We start from the raw sequence: 23616 nt of genomic DNA, 5'->3' as shown, positions 1-23616 counted from the left end.
ATTTAACTCTATTAACGATAGTAGCGCTTGCATTGAGCACCTAATTCAATTTTTTTAGTTAAGTGCTTTTAGTCATCATGTGCATCTAAGTATGCCGTTTAGGCTAGCTACTAGCACAGACCGCTCACTATCTTTCCATCACATAAATACACTCTACGAGGTTCTAGACGTGTCTAATAAACAATCCTTACTAAGCAATATCGGCGTACAAGTTGTCATTGCTATGATCATTGGTACTGCCGTTGGTGCCTTTATGGGTGAAAGCGCCGAAATGTTCGCGCCTTTGGGAGCTATTTTTATTAACCTGATAAAAATGTTGGTTATTCCACTGGTTGCTGTGGCGCTTATCTCAGGTGCAGCCGGGCTTGGCAACAGCACCAACGCGGGAAAAGTGGGGCTATCTACCCTAGCCTATTTTGGTTTAACCTCTGCTCTAGCTGTAGGGCTTGCGCTAATAATGGGCGAAGTGTTTAAGCCAGGTATCGGTATTGATGTATCATCTGTACAAGGCATGTTCTCTGGCGAATACGCATCTAAAGGTGAACTCCCCTCTTTTTGGGCAACCGTGACAGGCATGATCCCGACCAATGTGTTTGCATCATTAACTAACGCAAACATTCTTCAAATTTTGGTGTTTTGCTTATTCTTCGGTCTTGCCCTTTCCAAACAGCCGAAAAAGAACCGTGAGCCTATTTTAAATGGAGTAAACACCATTGTTGATGCCATGGTGTGGATGATTAACTGCGTAATGAAAATTGCCCCTATCGGCGTTTTCGGCTTAATGGCAGAGGCTGTAGGCACATTCGGTTTTGCCGCGCTTATGGTGGTGTTCAAACTTTTCTTAGTGTTTACTGCTGCTATTTTAGTGTTTGGTTTTGTGGTCTACCCCCTACTGGTTCAACTATTTACAAAAATATCGGCTAAGTCTTTTCTTGTTGCGATGAAAAAGCCGCAAGCAGTGGCGCTATCAACTGCTTCATCTATGGCAACGCTACCAGTTACTATGAATACTGTTGAAAACGAGCTAGGTGTAAGAAATGCAACGGCGTCGTTTGTACTGCCTTTAGGTGCCACCATTAATATGAGCGGAAACGCTATTTATTACGGCTTAGTGGCAGTGTTTTTTGCACAGCTTTTCAATATCGATTTATCCATGGGCGCCTATGTTGCCATTATCCTGACTTCTACTCTTGGCGCCGTTGGTCAAGCAGGGGTACCTGGCCCGTCATTCTTGGTCGTTGCCGTGTTACTTGCTGCAGGCATTCCTATTGAGGGCTTACCCTTGTTGTTTGCCCTCGACAGAATTTTCGACATGATCCGTACCGCGCTAAACATTACCGGTGACGCGGCTTGTGCCGTAATTATTGATGAAATTGCTATTGATAAAACTAACGTTGACGATAGTGCTATTGATAAAGCTGACATTAATGATAATGCTGGCGATGCAACTTTCAAAGAGAAGATGGGCACAGATAAAAGCTAGATACATGTGCACTCAATTGGTAGTGAAACTACCAAGTTGGAAATGAGTTTTATAGCAAAAAAAAAGGTGGTCACTTAATAGGTGACCACCTTTTTTTAGTTACGCTATGAATTAATAGATAATGTTACCGTGACTATTTAGCGCCTTTGTTTTTCACATACTTTTCAAGCCACTGGTCTTGTTCCCAAAGGGTGTGTAACACACTTTCTTTCACTCGGTATCCATGACTTTCTTTTGGCAGCATAACTAATCGCGTCACTGCGCCTAAGCCTTTCAAAGCGTTAAAATAACGCTCACTTTGCATAGGATACGTACCCGAATTATTGTCTGCTTCACCATGTATTAGTAAAAGTGGCGTCTTCATTTTCTCAGCGTGCATAAATGGCGACATAGTGTAATACACGTCTGGCGCATCCCAGTAGTGGCGCTCTTCCGACTGAAAACCAAATGGGGTCAGTGTACGATTGTAGGCACCAGAACGGGCAATACCGGCAGCAAATAAGTCCGAATGGGACAACAGGTTTGCTACCATGAAGGCACCATAGCTATGCCCGCCAACCGCGACACGCTCAGGGTCAATAAGCCCTTTTTCGTCTAGCGCATCAATCGCTGCCTTTGCGTTGGCAACCAGCTGGGGTCTAAAGGTGTCGTTAGGCTCTTCGTCTCCCTCCCCTACAATTGGGAAAGAAGCATCGTCTAGCACCACATAGCCTTTGGTTACCCAATAGATAGGCGAGCCGTACCATGGATAAATAAAACGATTAGGGTTTTGTGTATTTTGACCTGCGCTAGATTTATCCTTAAATTCCTCTGGGTAGGCCCATAGGATCATGGGGTAGCGTTTGCCTTCTTCGTAATCTGTTGGCAAATATAAGGTACCTGTTAAATCTAAACCGTCGTTACGCTTGTACGTAATCACCTCTTTCTTAACGTTTTGAATGCTTTCGAAAGGGTTTTCAAAGTGGGTTAACTGAGTCAGCGTGTTATCTTTTAAGCTACGGAAATAGTAGTTCGGGTAATCTCGCTTAGACTCAATTCTTACCAACAAGCGGTCATTTTTCATATTGAAATCGCGCAAGTCTTCAAATTTATCAGTGTACTCACTTGAATACACCCGCGATGTTTCAAGGGTGTTAAGATTTAATTTATCTAAGAACGGGAATTGCCCTTCAGGCGTAAAACCATCTCCAAGCAAAAACGCATTCTCTCCTTCTAGCGCAAGCACATCTTTGAAGTACTCATTTTTGCGGGTAACAAAGCTGCCTGGGTCGCTGTATTTATCTTGATAGCTTCGGTTTGAAATAATCTTCGCAGGTTTACTTTGATCAGGGCTAAACAGATAAGTTTTAAGATTGCGGGTATTCCACCAATAATCCATGGCTACCGCAGTGCTGTCGTCGCTCCAAATAAAGCGATAAAACCTGTCCTCTGTTTTAAGGATTTTCTCGGCATCGCCACTAAATGGCGCTTCAAGCTGCATTAGCTTGTCACGGTGCGTAACTTCTGTGTCAGGGTCTCCTCCGTCTAGCGCTTCAGCATATACGATTGTATTCGGTTTATCGTTGCGCCACTGTACGTCGCGAGGCCCGGTCCGAACAGCCATGAAACCTTGTGGTAAGTCTTCAATGAGCGGAACGTCGACAAGTGTTTTAGCCAGCGTTCCATTTTTATTATACAAGCTGATAGTGTGGGGAAAACGGCGGTAGGTCACTAAATAAGAAAACGGCGTGTTGTACTCCTGCACCATCACGTAGTCGCCGGCCGGAGAAACGCTAATATCGCCATACATTCCTGACGCTAACCACGGCGAAGGCTTCCCTTTTAATGGCACTTTATAAACTTCAGAACGGGCTAATTGCTCAAAATTGAACTCGTCGTTCTTGTTTTTCAGCAAGTCTTGATATGTGCGGTTTTGTGCTTTTTTACCGTCGCTCACTGAGATCGTTGGGCCAATCGGCACTGCTACGCTGGTGTCGATTAAATCTTTTCTATCTGTGGGTACTACTTTTACCAAAAGTGAAAGGCTATCTGCATTCCAATTTAAGGTATCCCCCATGTTCGCATTTATAGGTTTATCAAACAGCTTTCTCGCTGCAGCCGCTTTGATATCAAGCACCCATAGCTCAACACCTTTACTTGTGGTGTGAGTGAACGCCATATAGCGCTGATTCGGTGACCAAGAAAAGTTAGTTAGACGCGGAGTTTCAGGCATGCCTTCGACCGTAACGCTGTCCTTGCTGCCGACTCGCTGAACCTCTAATTTATTATAGTAAGTGACGCGACTTCCAATGTTGGTGGCAGGGTCAATTCTAAGGCCTGCTAAGCGAAGCTCTTCTTTAGATAAGTCTTCTATCGACTTATAGTTATCGCGAAACAACAGCACCATATTCTTCTGTGCATCGTCTACGAGAGTCGCTGGTGCAAGCGTAACATCCACTAAATCTAGAATTTCTTTAGACGGTTTTTGATACTGAAGGCCATCCTGTGCAAATAGATGGCAGGAGCATGCGGCAAATAGGACAAACATCCATTTTCTTAGCATTCTATTTCCTTAATTAGGTTTTCTTGAGGGTAAAAAACAAAAAAAGCGAGACATTGCCACCGTTGATAAACAACTGACTTAAGCCTCGCTTCAATTGATTAATAAGCGCATACTTTAAAAACTATACACTTTTTGTAGTTATACTGGCGTCGTTTTAACTGCAGTACCGCTAATGCTCACCATTAGCATGCTGCCTTTATCACCAATGACTTGATAGTCTAGGTCTATACCAACCACAGCGTTTGCGCCCATACTTCTTGCTTCGTGTTCTAGTTCGGTAAACGCGAGTTTTCGCGCAGTGGTAAGCTCTTCTTCATAAGACCCCGAACGACCGCCCACGATATCGCGAATAGACGCGAAGAGATCTTTGAACACATTTGCGCCCATTACGGCCTCGCCCACGACAATACCGTAATAGGCTTCAATTTTGTGACCTTCCAAGGTTGGGGTAGTTGAAACAATCATGCGTAACTCCTTTTAATGTGAACTGTTAATTTACCGCTATTTAGGCATACCCGCCTAACCGTTGTCTTTAAACCATTGCTTGATGGTCTCAACAAGTGCTTGCGCTTCACTGGTGTCATAGGCCACTGTAGGCTGATTACCCCATACAGGTTTTGGCCAAGCACAGTCGTTTTCAAAACGCGCGACGTGGTGTACATGAAGCTGTCTTACCACGTTACCTAATGCGGCTACATTTAGTTTTAACGGTGAAAATATGGCCTGCATCGCTTTTGAAGCCAGCGCAGATTCTCTTAGCAAGACCACCTGCTCATCTTCTGATAAGTCGATAATTTCCGCGATATCATTTTTCATCGGCACCAGTATCAGCCACGGAAATTGACTGTCGTTCATTAACAGTACACGACACAGCGAAAGATCACAGACAAAAAATGTATCATTGTGTAAACGGCTATCGAGTTTAAACATCTAGTTTATCCAGCGTGGTAGGCACTACGGTTAATAAGGCACGTTGCCCAATGGCAACCTTTGCATTAGGAAATACAATGGCTTCACCGTCTTGCTCAGCTACGTATTCTTTGTTTGGTTCAGACGCCAATACGGTGCCTTTAGGGTAGTCAGTGAAATTTGGGGTATCGTCATCGAAATGAAGTGTAAACGCTTCTTCCTGGCGGTTTATTACTTGGTTCACGCGGTAGATATCAAGGTCGTCCATATTTACCGAAGGAGCAAAGTCTTGTTCAGTTATAAGCTGCGTAAGTGCGGTTTTAGCATCCGCAAATCGGCTCATATCGTTCTGCCCAAACGGGCGTACTTTTCCAAGTTCAACGGTAAACGCATGAGCGTTATATTGATAAGAAGAGAAATAGCTAAACGTGGTGGTTGAACTTTCAGAAAGTAGAATGGTTTTTACCCCACACGCCGCAAGGAACGCTAGTTGCCCTTTGCTATGAACTCTGTCGTGAAGATAAGGATATACCGCAAACTTTTCATTTTTAGAGGCGCGAATTGCCGTGTGCAGGTCGTAGTGATAACGGGTGCCTTCAGCTGCTTCAAAGAAAGACGCCACCGCCTCTTCTAGCTGCTTAGCACGTACACGTTCAGCGTTCACTAAACCCTCGCCAGTTGAGTGCGCCCCGCTAAACAATCGGTTCATGTTCTCTTCAACAAAGCGCTCTGCAATATCCATGGCCGGTAAATTACCGAATAAGAATAGTACATCGTGCGCTAACGTCATTGCCCCTGTAAGGATGTCTTTAACTAATTCATCACAAATTTCGATAGGTGCAGTTTCATTACCGTGAACACCACAGGACAAAACAATGCGTTTACTTGGCGTAGAGGTAGGCTGTACGGAAAAACTAATGATGCCAGGCGCAGTGATACTAACGTCAGTGCCGTTGGCTAGCGTAAATTGATGAGCGCGTTCGAATAACTCGGGTTGACGGCGAGAAAGTGTTAAAAATTGGCCGTTTTCGATAAGTTCTTTCATAAGTGTGAGCTTTGTTGACTTTGTCTAATCTCGAATAACTTAAGTGTACCGAGACAGTCTATCAAAATCACCTTATCTCAAGGTTTTATTGCGCTAGGCTGTAACTAATAAATAACGCTTTTCTGCACTAGTCGCGATATTCTACAAGACTACGCAGTTTCTTTAGTACTAAGGGGGTAGCAATACTTAACCTAATTAGGCGCCCCAAAATAAAAAACTAGAAACAAAGACGCAATAAAGTACAAAGCTACTGAGGTTAATTACGATTGGCTAGCGGTGGTAGTGGCTAGGCTTGGGCCCTTCTTGGCGAACTACCGACAATGATTTCTTGCTGAATAAGTTGCACGAATTCAGTAAAAGGTATAGCACGCGAGAATAAATACCCCTGACCTTGAGAGACCCCGACCTCTCGAAGAATGTGAAGCTGCTCTACGGTTTCAATGCCCTCAGCAACCACACAACAATTCTTAGCTTGGCCTATTACTTTCGCCGCCTCAATTATCGCCCTATTAACCGGATGTGCTTCTAATTCCATCACGAAAGATTTATCTATTTTCAGGGCATCGATATCTAGGTCGCGAATATAAGCAAGGTTGGAATATCCCTTGCCGAAGTCGTCTACTGATATAGCCACACCAAGGTTTCTTAATTCATCTAACTGTTTTTTCACCATCAGTGAATTAGATAGCGCAACGTCTTCGGTGAGTTCTAATTCAATAAGAGACAGCGGTAAACCATAGGTGTCGCTTAACATTTTCAGTGTAGGTATTAACTGATTGTCATAAAGCTGAGTAGGTGAAATGTTTACTGACAGTGAAATAGGCATCCTAAATCCATCCAGTTCAGCGAGTGCTCTAAATGCTTGCTCCAATGTCCAGTAACCCAGCTCATTCATCATATTGTATGACTCTGCAGCCTCAATCAAGGGTCCCGGAAACAAAACGCCATCAAGAGGATGATTCCAACGCAATAGACACTCTGCCCCCACTACCTCAAGGGTATTTAGGTCTACCTTGGGTTGATAGTAAAGCTCAAGTTCATTCTGGGACAGTGCGCGTTTTAGGTCAGCTTTTAGCGCTAAACTTCTGCCCGTATCAGATTTATCTGACTTGGTCAGTGCGAAGTAGTTTTCGTACTTATTCTCTTTGGCCTGCTTTAATGCTGATTCTGCCCGAGATACAAACGCGGTAATATCAAACTTGTCGTTTTCGCCACATACCACGCCTACATTAAAGTCAGCGATAAATGCCGTACCTTCATAATGCATGGGCGTTTTAAAATGCTCGACAAGACGTTCGAACATTTGTCGCATCACCGCTTCCCTATTTTCGTTGGGAAAAACGATTCCAAATACATCGCCGCTAATTCGGCCAATAAGCACTTGCTGACCAAAAAGGCGTTGAATACGGTTGGCAATTTCTAGCAAGAAGCGGTCGCCGACGTGAATGCCTAGACTCGTTGTTACATCGGAGAAACGCACAACATCAACTAGCATCAAAGATACAGACGTGCTTTGAGAAGCTTGTTTTAAAACGCTATCGATAAATGCATAGCGATTGGGAATGGTTGCCAGTGATGTATGTTGGCTCATGATGTTTTCCTTGAGCTTTACGCTTCTAGGTACTAAAAACAACTACTTATATAAGACCATGCCGATACAAATGGCGCAACGGCACGTGAGTATGATTTTGCATACCTTCTTATACTTTTGTACAACAAAAGTATAATTCTGGTCCTCGTCTAACCTATAGCTAATTAGCTATCGTTATTAAAATAACACGCGAACCTTTAAAACAAGGCAGTGCCGTAAAACGAAACACTGCTATAACAATATAGACGTTTTTTAAGAGGTATAAAAAAACCCGGCAAGTTTACCACTGCCGGGTTATTTCTATACGCTTCTGCGATTAGCTTTCAATCTTACACGGTGAAAGTTTCCAAACGCGCTCAACGTAATCACGAATTGAACGATCTGAAGTAAACTTACCCATCTTCGCTGTGTTGATAATCGCCATTTCCGCCCAGCGCTCTTTGTCGCGATACGCTGCATCAACGGCAATTTGCGCGTCAGAATAGGCGCGGAAATCCGCTAGTACCATGTAGGGGTCGCCGTTATCTAGCAAGCTTTGCTTGATAGATACCAGGGCACCTGGTTTACCCGGAGTGAAGTAATCGGTTTCTAACCAATCCAGCACAGCTTTAATTTCAGGATCTTTATAGTAGTAGTCGTGCGGGTTGTAGCCGCTAGCTTTAAGCTCGTTAACTTCTTCTACCGTAAGACCAAAGATAAAGATGTTGTCGTCGCCTACTTCTTCAGCAATTTCAACGTTTGCTCCGTCAAGGGTACCGATAGTCACCGCGCCGTTTAGCGCAAGCTTCATATTACCCGTACCCGAAGCCTCTTTACCTGCTGTACTGATTTGTTCAGACACGTCTGCTGCAGGGATCATTTTCTCTGCTAGCGACACGCGATAGTTTGGTAAGAATGCCACTTTAATCTTGTTATTAACGCGCGGGTCGTTATTGATCTTGTCAGCAACTTTATTAATCGCGTAAATAATGTCTTTTGCTAGCTTGTAGCCCGGTGCCGCTTTTGCACCGAATACAAAGACACGTGGGTGCATATCGTAATCAGGATTCTCAAGAATACGACGGTACAAGGCCATAATATTTAATAGTGCTAAATGTTGACGCTTATATTCGTGCAAACGCTTAATTTGCACGTCAAAAATAGCATTAACGTCTACTTCTATATCCAGTGACTTGCGGATCTCTTCTGCTAACAACTCTTTGTTCTCAAGCTTCACTTTCATGAATTGCTTCTGGAACGTTTTGTTGCTTGCGAATTTTGCTAAGCCCTGCAGCTTATCTAAGTCGCGCGGCCAGTCATCACCAATTTTCTTATCAATAAGTTTAGACAGTCCTGGGTTACACGCTTTCAACCAGCGACGCGGCGTAATACCGTTAGTCACGTTAGTAAGCTTACCCGGATACAGTTCATCGAACTCTGGGAAAAGCGATGACTTAACAAGACGAGAGTGCATTTCTGCTACGCCGTTGACCGCAAACGAGCCGATTACTGAAAGATGACCCATTCGCACCATCTTCTCGTTACCTTCCTCAATGATTGAAAGCTTGCTTTTCATTGCATTGTCGCCAGGCCACTTCTTATCAACCTCTGCCATAAAGCGGTGGTTGATTTCGTAAATGATTTCCAAGTGACGAGGAAGAATTTTCTCAATCATGCGCGCAGGCCACTTTTCTAGCGCCTCTGGCAGCAACGTATGGTTAGTGTAGGCGAATACTTTCGTGCAGATACCCCAAGCTTCGTCCCAACCTAACTCTGCGCGGTCCACAAGAATACGCATTAGCTCTGGTATTGAAATAGCTGGGTGAGTGTCGTTTAGCTGAATAACAACTTGATCTGCGAAACGGCTCCAATCGTCACCGTGCGCGCGCTTGTAACGACGGATAATGTCTTTAAGCGAGCACGAGCAGAAGAAATATTGCTGAATAAGGCGTAGCTCTTTACCCGCTTCGGTTTCATCGTTTGGATAAAGTACTTTTGAAATGGTTTCTGCCTGCACATTTTCACGCTGTGCATCAACGTAGCCACCCGCATTGAATACGTCCCAGTTGAAGTAGTCAGACGCTTCTGACTGCCACAAACGCAGTACGTTTACGGTTTTACCTTCATAGCCTACAACGGGAATATCCCATGGAACACCTTTTACAATGGAGCCTGGGTGCCATTCTTTAAGCACGCGACCATTTTCGCCGTACTTTGTTTCTACGTAACCATAAAGCGAGACTTCTTGTATAGATTCTGGACGGCAGATTTCCCAAGGGTTACCGTAATCACGCCAGCTATCTGGACGCTCGATTTGTGCACCGCTCTTAATTTCCTGACGGAACAGACCGTGTTCGTAGTGAATACCATACCCAATAGCAGGTAATTCCATGGTTGCAAGGGAGTCAATAAAACATGCTGCTAGTCGGCCAAGGCCGCCGTTACCAAGCGCCATGTCAGGCTCTTCTTCAAGAATATCTGAAATCTCAACGCCTAGCTCTTTCAGTGCGCCGCCAGCAACGTCAAACAAGCCAAAGTTTTGCAGGTTGTTTGAAAGTAAACGACCCATAAGGAATTCGGCCGAGAAGTAATGAACGGCGCGGGTGTCGTTCAAATAGTGACTCTTCTGCGTCTTGCGCAATCCTTCAAGCACTTGCTCTTGGATTGCCGCACAGGTTGCTTTCCACCAAGCGTGGTTGTTTGCTTTGTTTTCGTCGGTGCCTAGCGTGCAGTGCAAGTGTTTGATAACCGCTGCTTTGAATGCAGCCTTATCGATCACTGGAGAGGGTTGCGTCTTGGTCGCTTTTGCGTTCATTTTGCGTCTCACTCTTAAGTAGAAGCGGTGTTTACACACCAAAAACGTAATTTAATTACAGAATAACTTCAGAATATGACAGCAATATAGCAGCGCTTAAACGATTATGTTGTAATTATTTTGTTAAAATAACAAAAAATCGCATGAATTCGTATGCATTCATGCGATTTTTAACATTTTACTTACAAAATAAGATTAAAAACGGTTTATTTTTGTACTTACTTTATAATTTTGCCAACTAAAGCTTCGGCTTCGGCAATTAGCTCCTGTAAGTGACTTTCACCGTTAAAGCTCTCTGCATAGATTTTGTAGATCTGTTCAGTACCAGAAGGACGTGCTGCAAACCAGCCATTTTCCGTCGATACTTTAACACCACCAATAGCCGCGTTATTACCCGGAGCGTGAGTTTGCACAGAAGTTATAGACTCTCCTGCTAACGTATCGCTAGTAACTACCGATGCATCCATTGCTGAAAGTTTCTGCTTTTGCTCAAGTGTTGCTGCTACGTCTACACGGCTGTACACCGGTGCTGCAAATTTTTCCGTTAGCGCTTTGTAATGCTCGCCCGGATCTTTACCTGTAACGGCTAAAATTTCTGCTGCTAGTAAACAAAGGATGAAACCATCTTTATCTGTCGCCCAGGTGCTCCCGTTGCGCTCTAGAAAGATACCACCCGCACTTTCTTCACCCGCAAAACCAATAGTGCTGTTAGATAGACCGTCTACAAACCATTTGAAGCCAACAGGCATTTCAGCCAGCGGCTTACCTAGACTATTCGCTACGCGGTCAATCATGCTGCTAGATACGAGTGTCTTACCGATATTCAAATCACTAGGCCAGTCCGGACGGTGGGTATAAAGGTAATTAATCGCCACAGCCAAATAATGGTTAGGGTTCATCAGCCCTGCGCTTTTGCACACAATACCATGACGGTCAAAATCTGGGTCGTTACCCCATGCTAAATCAAAGTTGTCTTTTAGCTCAATCAACCCTGCCATGGCGTAAGCAGATGAACAATCCATGCGAAGCTTGCCGTCTTTGTCACGACGCATAAAACCAAACTGAGGGTCGACAGCATCATTGACCACTGTGATGTCTAACCCGTATTTTTCAGAAATACGCGACCAATACCCTACTCCGGCACCACCCAATGGGTCTGTGCCTAGTTTTAAGTTCGCTTTTGCAATCGCTTCCATGTCGATGACTTTGGCTAAGTCCTCGATGTAAGGCTCCATAAAGTCTTCTTCACGAACCAGTTTGCGATCGGTAGCTTGGCGAATATCAATACGCTGAACACCTTTGTTGCCATCAGCAATTAACGTATTTGCGCGATCTTGAATTTGCTTGGTTACATCACTATCGGCTGGGCCACCGTGTGGGGGATTGTATTTAAAGCCGCCGTCTGAAGGAGGATTATGAGAAGGCGTAATAACAATTCCGTCCGCCTTGTCTGTATTACCAGCGCGATTATAACGAATAATAGTGCGAGAAATAACAGGCGTTGGCGTATAGCCCATGCTCTCGTTATCTGCACGTTGCACTATAACATCTACGCCGTTGGCACATAAAACTTCTATGGCGGTGATCATGGCCGGTTCAGATAACGCGTGGGTATCTTTACCAACGTATAGCGGGCCGTCGATACCTTCCTGCTTGCGGTATTCTACCAAAGCTTGGCAAATTGCACTGATGTGAGTGTCAGTAAAGGTAGCGTTCGACGCCGTGCCCCGGTGGCCAGAAGTACCAAAAGACACTGCCTGTCCCGGGTCATTCATATCCGGTTTGTAGCTGTAATACTGGCTCACTAACTGGGGTACGTTAATGAGTTGCTCCTTTGCTGCATGCTCTCCAGCCTGCGGATGTAATGCCATGAAAAAAGTCCTTATTTAGAAGTTTCGTTGTTTGTTACTTGGCTTGCTATTTACCTTCTGAAGAGAAACGCGCAACAACGGTTTCAATTACATCTGGTTGATAACCTAGGTTACGCAAAACTTGTTCCAGCATGTTTGTTTTCTTGGCAGTGTTGTTATTTGTCACCACCCAGAACGGGCTATCTGGTATAGCTTTCGGATTAGTGCTGCTGCCGTTTTCAAGTAACGCTTCCTTACTTGTCGCAAAGTAAGTACGGTTTTTCCCCTTGATACTTTCAACACTCGCAAAATTTTCTGCATTAAGCTTGTGCGCTGCACTCAAAACAAACAAGAACTGATCAACCCGTTTAGTAAAGGTGCTTAATGCATCTTTTGAAACGGCATCCAAAATATCTCGTTTGGTGTGGGCTTCGTTTGAAAGCGGTGTTTCAGTAGGTGCCGATGGCTTTTTCGCCGCTCTGGTGCCTGCGGATGTTTTCGCTGCAGCAGTTTTTGCCGGCGTGGCCTTTGCTGGCGCTTTCTTTGCCGCAGTTCTACCTACCGAGGCTTTATTCGCCGTTGACTTTACCGAAGCGTTAGACGCTTTTGTAGCAGTTTTAGCTAATGGCGCTTTAGGCTCCACTTCTACTTCTGCCGCCGTGCTTGGCTTACTTGTCGACTCTGTAACGTCTGCACTTTTTGTTTCGCTTGTTTTTGCAGGCGTCGATGATGCTGCACTAGGCTCTGTGCCCTGCGATACAGCTCCGTCTTCAGGTAAAAGTAAACGTCTTAAAATTTGCGATGCACTCTCACCAATATGCTTAGTCTGGCTGGCGATGAAGGCATATAAATCGTCATCTATTTCAATGCTTTTCATAACTACTTCCTTTTTAAGAGGCACCATTATAGACAACACAGTTAAACTACGCAGCACTTAATAGCAGATGTTTTGAGGAATCGTGAATATTAAACGTTGAACAGACCTATTGCATACCAACGTATAAATTTACAAAGGTATTAGAATAGAAAGCGATACCCTATCGTTGCTACTATGATTAAAACTATCATTTATAGAATGACAGAGTATTTTTAAATAAAAGTGACAAAACTATGCGCCAAGATATTATTCGTATTCAGCAAGCTCTTAGTCAAAAGATTATTGGCAAAGAGCATCAGCTGAAACTCGCCATTACGTGTTTACTGGCCAATGGTCACTTGTTAATTGAAGACTTACCTGGAATGGGGAAAACCACCCTTTCACATGCCCTCTCTCAAGTTTTTGGTCTTCAATATGCGCGTATTCAGTTTACGTCAGACTTACTCCCTTCCGACATGTTGGGCGTAAACATTTTTCACAGTCACGAAAGCGATGAGCAAAAACGCTTCTCTTTTAAACATGGCCCTATTTTCAGCCAAGTGGTTCTAGCCGACGAATTAAACAGAGCAAGCCCTAAAACTCAAAGTGCCCTATTAGAGGCAATGGAAGAGCGCCAAGTGAGTATTGATGGTGTAACTCATGCACTTCCGTCGCCTTTTTTTGTAATTGCAACACAAAACCCTAGCTATCAATCTGGCACTTACCCTTTACCAGAGTCGCAGCTAGACCGCTTCTTTATGCGTATTTCACTGGGCTATCCTGCTTGGAAAGCCGAAAAAGCTATGCTTATGCAGCAAGACGCTTCAGCGCCTCTCAGGCAAATTCTAAGTGAAGCAAACTTACACCAGATGCAAAGTGAAGTGTCTACTATTCATACGAGCGATGCCATTCTTAACTATATTTTGCGACTGGTAAGTGAAAGCAGAGAGAGCGGCGACTACCCTAACCCGCTTTCCCCGAGAGCCAGCCGAGCAATACTTCAAGGTGCTAAGGCATGGGCATATGTGTGTGGTAGAGATTATGTGACGCCCGACGATGTTCAGGCTGTATTTGTGGCAATTACCGCACACCGATTAAGTTTATCTTCCCACCATGGTGTGCAGGGGCAACATAACCAAACTTTTGACGGAGAGAAATTGAGCCAAAAATTACTTAATAGTATCGACCCATTAGCAGCGTAGTATTTATGGATTGTTGGAGTATTACACGTGCGTAAAGTGCCAGCCTCCTTATCAAATTACTTCAAACATCGACTACTGAAGTGGCTGGATAAGCGTGTTCCGGCTTCCCCCGAACATCACCTAAACTTGAACAGTATTTTTATACTACCAAGTGGGTTTGGCTGGTCGTTTATTATTTTGTTACTGTGCTTGTTTTTACTTGGGACCAACTATCAAAACAACTTGATGTTACTGCTTAGCTATTTGTGCTTAAGCATTATGCTGCTCACGTTATTTTACACTCATCAAAACTTTGCCCGTTTAGCACTTAAAGCGCTTCCGCCCGACTCATTTCACTGCAACGTAGACGGTGAAATGCACCTTCAGATCATCCCTCATAAGAACACACCAACGAGAGCCTGCAATGGCGTACTGTCGGTAAAATGGCTGAATGTAGTACGCACAGCAGATACGCACACTCAAAAGACAGCTGATGGCGACACATCAGCATTTTTAGAGCGAAGCTTTAGCTTTGCGTTAAATAAACATCCAGGCTCAAACAAAGATCAACGACAAAGCCTCAGGGTACCTTTGCAAATACCAAAGCGGGGGCAGTTTATTTTGGGGCGAATGACCATCGCCTGCGACTTTCCTCTTGGGCTTTATAAATGCTGGACTCACCTTGATTTTGACCAGCAAGTTGTTGTGTATGCTAAGCCTGCAGAAGGCCCTATCACTATCGATAAGATTGCAAATACAAATGAATCAGAAAGTGTCAGTGAATTGAGCGCCCCAAGCAGTAGTGAAGACTTTTACGCTTTGAAGGATTATGAAGTTGGACAGCCACTTAACCGGGTATCGTGGAAGCATGTAGCTAAAAATGGAAATTGGGTTTCTAAATCTTTTACTTCTCTGCAAAGCGACAGCTATATATTTTCGATACCGTCGAATACAGATTTAGAAACTGCTGTTTCAGCACTTACTCATGCCATTCTTTCTTGGACAAATGCGGGCTCTTGGGCGAGTGCGGAACGCGGGTTCGGTGTACAGTTCAAAGGGCTAAATATTGCGCCTGACCATGGAGCTGAGCACATACATGAATGCCTTAGCGCACTTGCTTGTTTAGCACCTGTAAGTAACACAAACCATAATACTTCGTCGTTCAGCTCAACCATAAACAGGCCCGTTTCTTTAGCTTCCAAGCAAAAGAAGAAGATAAGGCCTTTAAGATGAACATCCTTACTTCTAGCCAGTTTTCACAATTAGCAGTTTTAAAAAACGTATTTAGCCAACCCCAGCCTGTGGCTGTTCTTCTACTTTGCGCAGCCTTTTCCCTAATACTCTCTACGCTTACCTCACCTTTAATGATTTGGGTATTGATGCTTAGCGGGTGTGCTGTGGTGGTGAGAATCGCAGGCCTTAGCACATTGCATAGCTTACCTACTTCACGTACGGTGAATTTGCTTGCTTTACTTGCCGTATTTGCTTTGTCTTGGTTCGGGTTCTCAGTAGGTCTTCTTGATAGCATGATCAATTTGTTGACTATTGCGTGCGCCCTAAAAATCATGCTCGTTAAGAATAAGCGAGACTTTCATCTACTAATATGTACCTGCTTATTCTTAATCGGCTGCGGGTTTATTTCGTCACTGAGTGTATTTGCATGGATAGGCTATACAGCTATATTAACATTATTGCTCGTCGCAACGGCCATTTATCACGGTGCTGGTGTTTCTATAGCGAAAAGCTTTAAATTCGTCAGTGTACTTGTTGTTCAAGCTTTTCCCATTGCGCTACTTTTATTTTTGCTGTTGCCTCAGCTTCCACCCCTTTGGCAAATGCCCACATCAAAATCTACAGAAACCGGGCTTTCTGATACAGTAACACCTGGGGATATAGCATCACTTGCTAGCTCATCTGAACTCGCTTTTAGTGCAACCTTCAATAGTGAAGAGGAGGTCCCCGATGCGCCTTTTAGATACTGGCGTGCAATGACACTCGAGCATTTTGATGGAAAAACCTGGTCTATTAGTGATAAACGCAAACGGGCCGAGCAACAGTTAGCTTCCATGGGAAGGTCAACGCCTCTATCGAATCTAGCAGAAAAAGAGTTGCCCCTTGTAACTGACTATGAATTGATTGTAGAGCCTACTCAACAAAGGTGGCTATTCGCACTAGAACCTTCATTGCCTAATAACCTTAAGAACAGTATTGCTGTCAGCACGCTATTTGATTACACCTTGCGCGCCGGCACGCCCATATCCAGTAAAAAAGCCTTTTATTTACGCTACTTTCCAAACGCACCGTTCATAAACGGAATAGGAAACTTTGAAGCGCAACTAAATTTGCAAGTTTCAACAAATGGCAACCCCGAAGCTAGGGCTTGGGGACAAACGCTAGCTAATCAATACAGCAATGCGCAAGAGCTCGTTAATGCAGTAATGCGTGAATTCAATCAAGGGGGCTTCCGCTATACTCTTTCCCCAAACGCTATGCCCGTGGACCCTGTAGACAGCTTTTTATTTGAACAACGGGCCGGCTTTTGTGCTCACTATGCTGGCGCTATGGTGTACGTGCTTCGCGCAGCTGGCGTGCCTGCTAGAATGGTAACCGGCTACCAAGGTGGCAGCGCACTGAGTGATAACGTCCTTCAAGTAAGGCAATACGATGCCCACGCCTGGGTAGAAGCCTTAATTGACGGAAAGTGGATACGTTTCGACCCCACCAGCATGGTCGCGCCGTCTCGATTATCTTTCGGGCTTGAACACGCATTAGAAGAATTAGGAGAGTCACGGGAAACAACCATACTAAGTGAATTTGGCAATTCTGCATTTTTTACAACCTTGCAAAGCTGGTTTCAGCAACTTGACTATTCGTGGAGCAAGTGGGTGCTGGGCTTTGATAATGCAGCCCAGACCAATATGCTCGAGGAGCTATTAGGCGCGCTGACTCCGCAAAAAATGCGTGCAGTATTTTTATCGGCGCTTGTGCTAATTGGGCTCATATTAGCGCTATACTTTTTACCTAAAAAACAAAAGGAACATTTGTCGCCTTCGTATCGCATATTGCTAAAAGCGATAACGCTTGTTGAAACAAAAACAGGGGTACATAGAGATAATAAAACCTTATCAGCCTATATCAATGAAACCAGCGCTTTTTTATCCCCGCATGCAGCTAAGGCCTTTAAACAACTGTGTGAGCAATTTGAACATGAGCATTATGCAAAGAGGGATCAAGGTTCTGATAGACATGTAGCCATGAAGCTTCAATTAAAAACACTCAAACAGTCACTCAAATAAAGAACTTAGCTAAAAGCGTTAGTGTGCTTGTGAAATAGATAGCGACATTGCACCTTAAACATTCACGAACCCACCTTTTTAGTGCAAATGGCTGATATTTTCACCGAGGTCACTTTTCACCCTGCCTGAAAAACAACATTAACATCTTGTTTTATATTATTTTTTCAAAACCATTGCTAATTTTTCATCTATTGGCACTTTTTTGGCTACTCTTTTGTTGTTTTAAAACCATAGATAGTAAAAAGTTCGAAGCGATGGCTGCAATGTATTATTGCTTAAGAACTTTAGTGTACAAAGGCGTGCACATATAAAGCGTTTTAAAAAATTTCATCTGATAGCTACTACAATGCACATTTTTTGGACAAAGGCGTCCCCAGTTCTCTTTAACGAGAGTGCTGCGGACGCCTTTTTTTGATCTGCAAGAGCGCATGTAGATGGCTAACTTTCGGATGGCAACTGGCAACTTATTAATAACGACAACGTGAGGTGAAACCATGGCTTATCTTCTCCCCGCTGAGTTTGCGACCAAAATGGTAGATGCAGGCGAAGCAAAGATTTATATGTCTACACGAGATACTCTAATACGCGCTTATATGGCAGGTGCAATCTTGGCACTCGCTGCCGTTTTTGCAATTACCATAGCCGTTCAAACTGGCATTTTCCTGCTAGGGGCCGTGCTGTTCCCAGTTGGTTTTTGTATGCTTTACCTGATGGGTTTCGACCTTTTAACCGGCGTGTTTGTATTAACGCCGCTAGCATGGCTTGCTCAGCGTCCAGGAGTTACGCCAAAACAGATATTACGAAACTGGGGCTTAGTCTTTTTAGGTAACTTCGGCGGTGCTCTGACCGTTGCCTTTATGATGTCGTTTATTTTTACCATGGGATACAACGTAGATGGCGGCGCGATTGCGACCAAGGTTGCCAGTATTGGCGAAGCCCGTACGTTAGGCTATGCAGAGCATGGCGCAGCCGGCTGGTTCACCATTTTCATCCGCGGCATGCTATGTAACTGGATGGTGTCACTAGGTGTTGTAGGAGCGATGATCTCAACCCACGTAAGCGGTAAGGTGTTGGCTATGTGGATGCCCATCATGCTGTTCTTCTTCATGGGTTTTGAACACTCTGTGGTAAATATGTTCCTTTTCCCATTTGGTCTTATCATGGGCGGTGATTTCTCTGTAATGGATTACTTCATTTGGAATGAAATTCCAACAGCACTAGGCAACTTGGTAGGCGGTTTAGCTTTTACTGGCCTAACGCTTTATACCACCCACGTTAAGACATTGCCAAAGCGTACAATCCCTGTTGATAAAGCAGCGGCATCTCAAACGCTACCTATCTAATCAGGCTATTTAGCCAAACCGCCATCACGACATGAACCTTTGTATTAAGTCGTGATGGCAACATTCTTTCCTATTTAAAAGTAAGTCGATAGACCAATAACTCGAAAGTTGGGTAACAAGCCATTGAATATGAATCAGCAAGCAGCGCTACAAACATCGAACTACTCGCTACCTTGCACACTTTCAGTAAGTGCTTTTTCAACACCTGGCGTGAAAGAGATAAACCAGGATGCTTACACCTACCATGTATCTTCTGATGAGTTAAATCAAAGTAGTATTTTTGTGGTTGCTGACGGTGTCAGCAGTAGCACGGTAAGCCAGGTTGCTAGCGATTTTGCTACCCGTCAGTTTATTAAGCTGTTTAGCATAGCGCCTGAACAATGGTCGGTTAAAACCCGCGCCGAAACTATTATCAAAGAAATTAATGCGCTGCTTTATACCCGAACGCAGAAAAGCGCTTTTTGCTACACTCCCGAAAAAGGCTATGTGTGCACACTTTCGGTAGCAATCGTAACAGGCAATCACCTAGACGTATTTCACGTTGGAGATAGCCAAATTCAGGTCGTTACAAGCGACGCTAAAGACCCTATATTGCTAACTCGTCCTCATCGACAAGCATCAGATAGTGAACCTTCACAAACTTACCTTGCTAATGCGTTGGGCGTGAAAGCAAACATCGATATTGACCATACTTCATTAACGTTAACCTCACCAAGTACCATTGCGATAAGTACCGACGGCGTTTATGAATTCGTCGCGCTGCCGGGCATACTCAATAAAATAAATAACACCTTTACGCTATCTGAAAACCAAGCTGCTTTAGTTGTACACGAGGCGTTTAACAATGGAAGCGATGATAACCTCACCCTTCTGCTTATAAAAGTCGAGTTCGGTGATGTTAATGGTAGTGGTGATATTGATGGTGAACAAAGCCTGATCTCGGCCGTTGCAGATATAGATAGCAACTGTCACGACGTATCTAATGCTGCCGGTTATAGCAGGGGTAATTTAGCATTAGAGGCTACCGGCGAGTTAGCGTTTGCCGAACTTAAAACTGGTGATGAAATAGATGGCTTTAAACTAGAGCGACAGCTTTATACCTCTGCGCGAAGCCATGTGTTTATCGCCACGCGACACACTTCACCGGTTTCAAACCCAAATAATACCGTTGTCATCAAAACACCAGCCACTGATTTTTCTCAATCACCTGAAATGCTAAACGGTTTTCTAATAGAGAATTGGTTTTTAAGGCGGGTTGATTCACCCCATATTGTAAAAAGCCCCACTTTTATGAACTTGGGTTATCAAAACACGCCCACAGCCTTTTATAGCGTGAGTAGCTATGTGCAAGGGCAGACCTTGGCACAATGGTCTATTGATAACCCTACGCCTACGTTAGAGCAAATTAGAAACATCATTGAGCAGGTCGGTAAAGGGTTACAGGCAATGCATCGCCAGGGCATTCTTCATAGGGATATACGCCCTGATAATATAATTATCAGCGAACAGGGCCACTGTATCCTTATTGACCTTGGTTCAGCAGCATTAAAAGATGCACCAAGTCTTTATAGCGATTCACCTATTCCTGGTGCAGCGCTCTTTGCAGCACCAGAATACTTTTTAGGAAATGTAGGCAGCGAGCGCTCCGATTTATTTTCCTTAGCCGTACTCACTTACTACCTTTTATGTGGTCGTTATCCCTACCATGCCAAGCTTGCCCACTGTCGCACTTTTGCTGAACAAAAAAAGCTGAAGTATGAGACCGCGCTAGATCCTAAACGTCCAATACCTTCTTGGGTTGATAGTGCGCTCAAACGTGCTTTACACATAAACCCTGACAAACGCTACTCTTCGCTTTCAGAGTTTATTCACTCGCTGCGCTACCCAAATCCTTCTGAGCACACAACTTATCAGCCCTTAGTAAAGCGCCACCCGCTTTTTGTCTACAAAGCATTAATACTGGCCCTTATTGTTTGCAACCTAGTAACGCTCATTTTGTTTAATTAACCGTAGAGGAAATACTAATGATTACATCAAGAACACAAGTTACCGACATGATTCAATCAGCTAAGATTTTAAAAGGCATAAAATGGAGCCAAATTGCTGAGGTTGTAGGTCAGTCTAAAGAGTGGAGTACAGCTGCATGCTTAGGCCAGATGGCCATGACAAAGCAACAAGCAGAAGCGGTAGGCGAATTACTTGAACTTACCGACGAAGCCATTGCTTGGCTTCAAATCGTACCTTATAAAGGGTCATTACCCACAGAAGTGCCTACCGACCCGCTTATTTATCGCTGGTATGAACTCGTAAATGTATATGGCACTACCTTAAAAGAACTTATTCATGAAGAGTTTGGCGACGGTATTATGAGCGCCATTGATTTCTCAATGGATTTACAGCGTGAGAGCGACCCTAAAGGCGACCGCGTTAGCGTAGTGATGTCAGGGAAGTTTCTGCCATATAAAATGTATTAAATCGCAGTGCTATAGATATAAAAAAAGCCGGTCATACGACCGGCTTTTTAGTATTTCTTGAAGCGTTAGCTAACACAAGTTAGCTAACGTTCGCAAAGGCTAATTACTTAGCGTCTTTACGTGCTTTCGCTTCTTCAATTACTTTGTCAGCTACGTTCTGAGGACATGCTGAGTAGTGGCTGAATTCCATAGAGAACTGACCACGACCAGATGTAATAGTACGTAGGTGACCGATGTAACCAAACATCTCAGATAGAGGTACGTCAGCCTTGATGCGAACACCAGTAGCGCCAGCTTCTTGGTCTTTGATCATACCACGACGACGGTTAAGGTCACCGATTACGTCACCAACGTTGTCTTCTGGGCTGAATACGTCAACTTTCATCACAGGCTCAAGAATCTGAGGACCTGCTTTTGGCATTGACTGACGGAATGCACCTTTCGCTGCAATTTCGAACGCGATTGCTGATGAGTCAACTGCGTGGAAACCACCGTCGTATAGCTCAACTTCAACGTCTAGTACTGGGTACCCAGCTAGAGGACCTACTTCCATCATACCTGCGAAACCTTTTTCGATTGCAGGGAAGAATTCTTTAGGTACGTTACCGCCCACAACAGTAGAAGTGAACTTGAAGCCAGAGTTAGTTTCGCCTGGCTTGATGCGGTAATCAATCTTACCGAACTGACCAGAACCACCAGACTGCTTCTTGTGCGTGTAGCTGTCTTCAACAGGTAGCGTGATAGTTTCACGGTATGCAACCTGTGGCTGACCAACTTCTAGCTCAACGCCGTAAGTACGCTTCAAGATGTCTACTTTGATGTCTAGGTGAAGCTCACCCATACCTTTAAGGATGGTTTCGCCTGAATCTTCGTCAGTTTCAACTTGGAAAGATGGATCTTCTGCTACTAGCTTACCGATAGCGATAGACATCTTTTCGTTAGCGCCTTTGTCTTTTGGCTTAACAGCAATCGAGATTACTGGCTCAGGGAAGATCATTGGCTCTAGTGTACAAGCATTCTTAGGATCACAAAGTGTGTGGCCAGTTTGAACGTTCTTCATACCAACAACAGCTAGGATGTCACCCGCTTGTGCAGAAGTAAGTTCAGTACGCTCATCAGCGTGCATCTCAACCATACGGCCGATACGCTCAGTTTTACCTGTAGCACTGTTTAGGACAGTGTCACCCTTGTTAAGTACACCAGAGTAAATACGGATAAACGTAAGCGCACCGAAGCGGTCGTCCATAATTTTGAACGCAAGCGCACGGAACGGCTCGTCAACAGATACTGTTGCTACTTCACCAGTAGGTTCACCAGTCTCTTCATCTGTAAGAGGCTGAGGGTCTACTTCTGTTGGAGAAGGTAGGAAGTCGATAACCGCGTCAAGAACTAGCTGAATACCTTTGTTCTTAAATGCAGAACCACAGTAAGTTGGGAAGAACGCTAGGTCACGAGTACCTTTACGGATACAACGCTTGATGTCTTCTAGAGACGGCTCTTCGCCATCCATGTAAGCCATCATTAGGTCGTCGTCTTGCTCAACTGCAGTCTCGATTAGTTGCTCACGGTATTCGTTAGCTTTCTCAACCATATCTTCTGGGATATCTACTACTTCGTAGTTCTCAGGTAGGCCTGAGTCGTCCCAGATGTACGCTTTCATGTCTAGAAGGTTTACAACACCTGTAAACTCGTCTTCGATACCGATTGGAAGTGTCATTACTAGTGGGTTAGCAGCAAGTACTTTCTTAACTTGGCCAACAACACGGTAGAAGTCTGCACCCATACGGTCTAGCTTGTTAACGAAAATACAGCGTGCAACGCCAGATTCGTTAGCATAACGCCAGTTAGTTTCTGACTGAGGTTCAACACCGCCAGAACCACAGAATACACCGATACCGCCGTCTAGTACTTTAAGTGAACGATATACTTCAACTGTAAAGTCAACGTGTCCCGGAGTATCGATGATGTTCATGCGATGATCTTTCCAGAAACAGGTTGTTGCCGCTGACTGGATGGTAATACCACGCTCAGCTTCCTGCTCCATGAAGTCAGTTGTTGATTCACCATCGTGAACCTCACCAGTTTTATGGATTTTACCAGTAAGCTTCAAGATACGTTCTGTTGTGGTAGTTTTACCCGCGTCTACGTGGGCGAAAATACCAATGTTTCTGTATAAAGATAAGTCTGACATTAGTTCACTTTCATTGGTTCAGAGTAAAAAAACGGCTGGATTATAAAGGATTTCTATACCA

General features: G+C 44.2%; 16 protein-coding genes. 7 read left to right on the top strand and 9 right to left on the bottom strand.

The window, feature by feature from the left end; all coding sequences use genetic code 11:
* The first annotated feature begins 169 nt into the window (after window positions 1–169).
* Window positions 170–1483, top strand: a complete 1314-nt coding sequence (locus ACXAGK_RS09050) for a dicarboxylate/amino acid:cation symporter (protein WP_474855777.1) — start codon at window positions 170–172, stop codon at window positions 1481–1483.
* 133 nt (window positions 1484–1616) lie between these two features.
* Here ACXAGK_RS09050 and ACXAGK_RS09045 read toward each other — a convergent pair whose 3' ends face one another.
* The 8 genes from ACXAGK_RS09045 to seqA all read right to left on the bottom strand — a co-directional run bounded on the left by ACXAGK_RS09045 (window position 1617) and on the right by seqA (window position 13091).
* On the bottom strand, window positions 1617–4025 hold the full coding sequence (locus ACXAGK_RS09045; protein ID WP_474855775.1) for an alpha/beta hydrolase family protein: 2409 nt from the start codon (window positions 4023–4025) through the stop codon (window positions 1617–1619).
* Between the two features lie 138 nt (window positions 4026–4163).
* Window positions 4164–4490 (bottom strand): heavy metal-binding domain-containing protein, encoded by a 327-nt coding sequence (locus ACXAGK_RS09040; RefSeq protein WP_025254804.1) that lies wholly within the window; start codon window positions 4488–4490, stop codon window positions 4164–4166.
* A 54-nt stretch (window positions 4491–4544) separates the two neighbouring features.
* On the bottom strand, window positions 4545–4955 hold the full coding sequence (locus tag ACXAGK_RS09035; RefSeq protein ID WP_474807581.1) for an HIT domain-containing protein: 411 nt from the start codon (window positions 4953–4955) through the stop codon (window positions 4545–4547).
* On the bottom strand, window positions 4948–5979 hold the full coding sequence (gene astE, locus ACXAGK_RS09030) for a succinylglutamate desuccinylase (RefSeq protein WP_474855772.1): 1032 nt from the start codon (window positions 5977–5979) through the stop codon (window positions 4948–4950). The genes ACXAGK_RS09035 and astE overlap by 8 nt, the downstream gene beginning before the upstream one ends.
* Window positions 5980–6265: 286 nt before the next feature.
* Window positions 6266–7570, bottom strand: a complete 1305-nt coding sequence (locus ACXAGK_RS09025; protein ID WP_474807585.1) for a putative bifunctional diguanylate cyclase/phosphodiesterase — start codon at window positions 7568–7570, stop codon at window positions 6266–6268.
* Window positions 7571–7886: 316 nt separating this feature from the next.
* Window positions 7887–10364 (bottom strand): glycogen/starch/alpha-glucan phosphorylase, encoded by a 2478-nt coding sequence (locus ACXAGK_RS09020; protein WP_474807587.1) that lies wholly within the window; start codon window positions 10362–10364, stop codon window positions 7887–7889.
* A 218-nt stretch (window positions 10365–10582) separates the two neighbouring features.
* Window positions 10583–12235: a phosphoglucomutase (alpha-D-glucose-1,6-bisphosphate-dependent) gene (gene pgm / locus ACXAGK_RS09015; RefSeq protein ID WP_474855770.1), complete on the bottom strand. Its 1653-nt coding sequence runs from the start codon at window positions 12233–12235 to the stop codon at window positions 10583–10585.
* Between the two features lie 46 nt (window positions 12236–12281).
* Window positions 12282–13091, bottom strand: a complete 810-nt coding sequence (gene seqA, locus ACXAGK_RS09010; protein ID WP_474855768.1) for a replication initiation negative regulator SeqA — start codon at window positions 13089–13091, stop codon at window positions 12282–12284.
* Between the two features lie 233 nt (window positions 13092–13324).
* On the opposite strand from seqA, the gene ACXAGK_RS09005 reads away from it, so the two are divergent.
* The 6 genes from ACXAGK_RS09005 to cynS all read left to right on the top strand — a co-directional run bounded on the left by ACXAGK_RS09005 (window position 13325) and on the right by cynS (window position 21364).
* The gene (locus ACXAGK_RS09005) at window positions 13325–14272 is read left to right on the top strand and encodes an AAA family ATPase (protein ID WP_474855766.1); all 948 of its coding nucleotides are present in this window, start codon (window positions 13325–13327) and stop codon (window positions 14270–14272) included.
* A 27-nt stretch (window positions 14273–14299) separates the two neighbouring features.
* Window positions 14300–15484, top strand: a complete 1185-nt coding sequence (locus tag ACXAGK_RS09000) for a DUF58 domain-containing protein (RefSeq protein WP_474855764.1) — start codon at window positions 14300–14302, stop codon at window positions 15482–15484.
* Window positions 15481–17547: a transglutaminase TgpA family protein gene (locus ACXAGK_RS08995; protein ID WP_474855762.1), complete on the top strand. Its 2067-nt coding sequence runs from the start codon at window positions 15481–15483 to the stop codon at window positions 17545–17547. The genes ACXAGK_RS09000 and ACXAGK_RS08995 overlap by 4 nt, the downstream gene beginning before the upstream one ends.
* Before the next feature lie 494 nt (window positions 17548–18041).
* Complete coding sequence (locus tag ACXAGK_RS08990; protein WP_179982984.1) at window positions 18042–18890, top strand: formate/nitrite transporter family protein; 849 nt, start codon at window positions 18042–18044, stop codon at window positions 18888–18890.
* A gap of 129 nt (window positions 18891–19019) precedes the next feature.
* A complete protein-coding gene (locus ACXAGK_RS08985; RefSeq protein ID WP_474855760.1) occupies window positions 19020–20897 on the top strand; it encodes a bifunctional protein-serine/threonine kinase/phosphatase in 1878 nt (625 codons plus the stop codon).
* A gap of 17 nt (window positions 20898–20914) precedes the next feature.
* Window positions 20915–21364 carry a cyanase gene (cynS, locus tag ACXAGK_RS08980; RefSeq protein WP_474807602.1) on the top strand — a complete coding sequence of 150 codons (450 nt, stop codon included), beginning with the start codon at window positions 20915–20917 and terminating at the stop codon, window positions 21362–21364.
* A 103-nt stretch (window positions 21365–21467) separates the two neighbouring features.
* Here the strand turns inward: cynS and fusA are convergent, their stop codons facing one another.
* The gene (gene fusA, locus ACXAGK_RS08975; protein ID WP_474807604.1) at window positions 21468–23555 is read right to left on the bottom strand and encodes an elongation factor G; all 2088 of its coding nucleotides are present in this window, start codon (window positions 23553–23555) and stop codon (window positions 21468–21470) included.
* Between the last annotated feature and the right edge of the window lie 61 nt (window positions 23556–23616).

The sequence above is a fragment of the Alteromonas sp. ABM1_013 genome (genome assembly GCF_056160505.1).
This window is presented reverse-complemented; position numbering and strand designations above follow the sequence as displayed.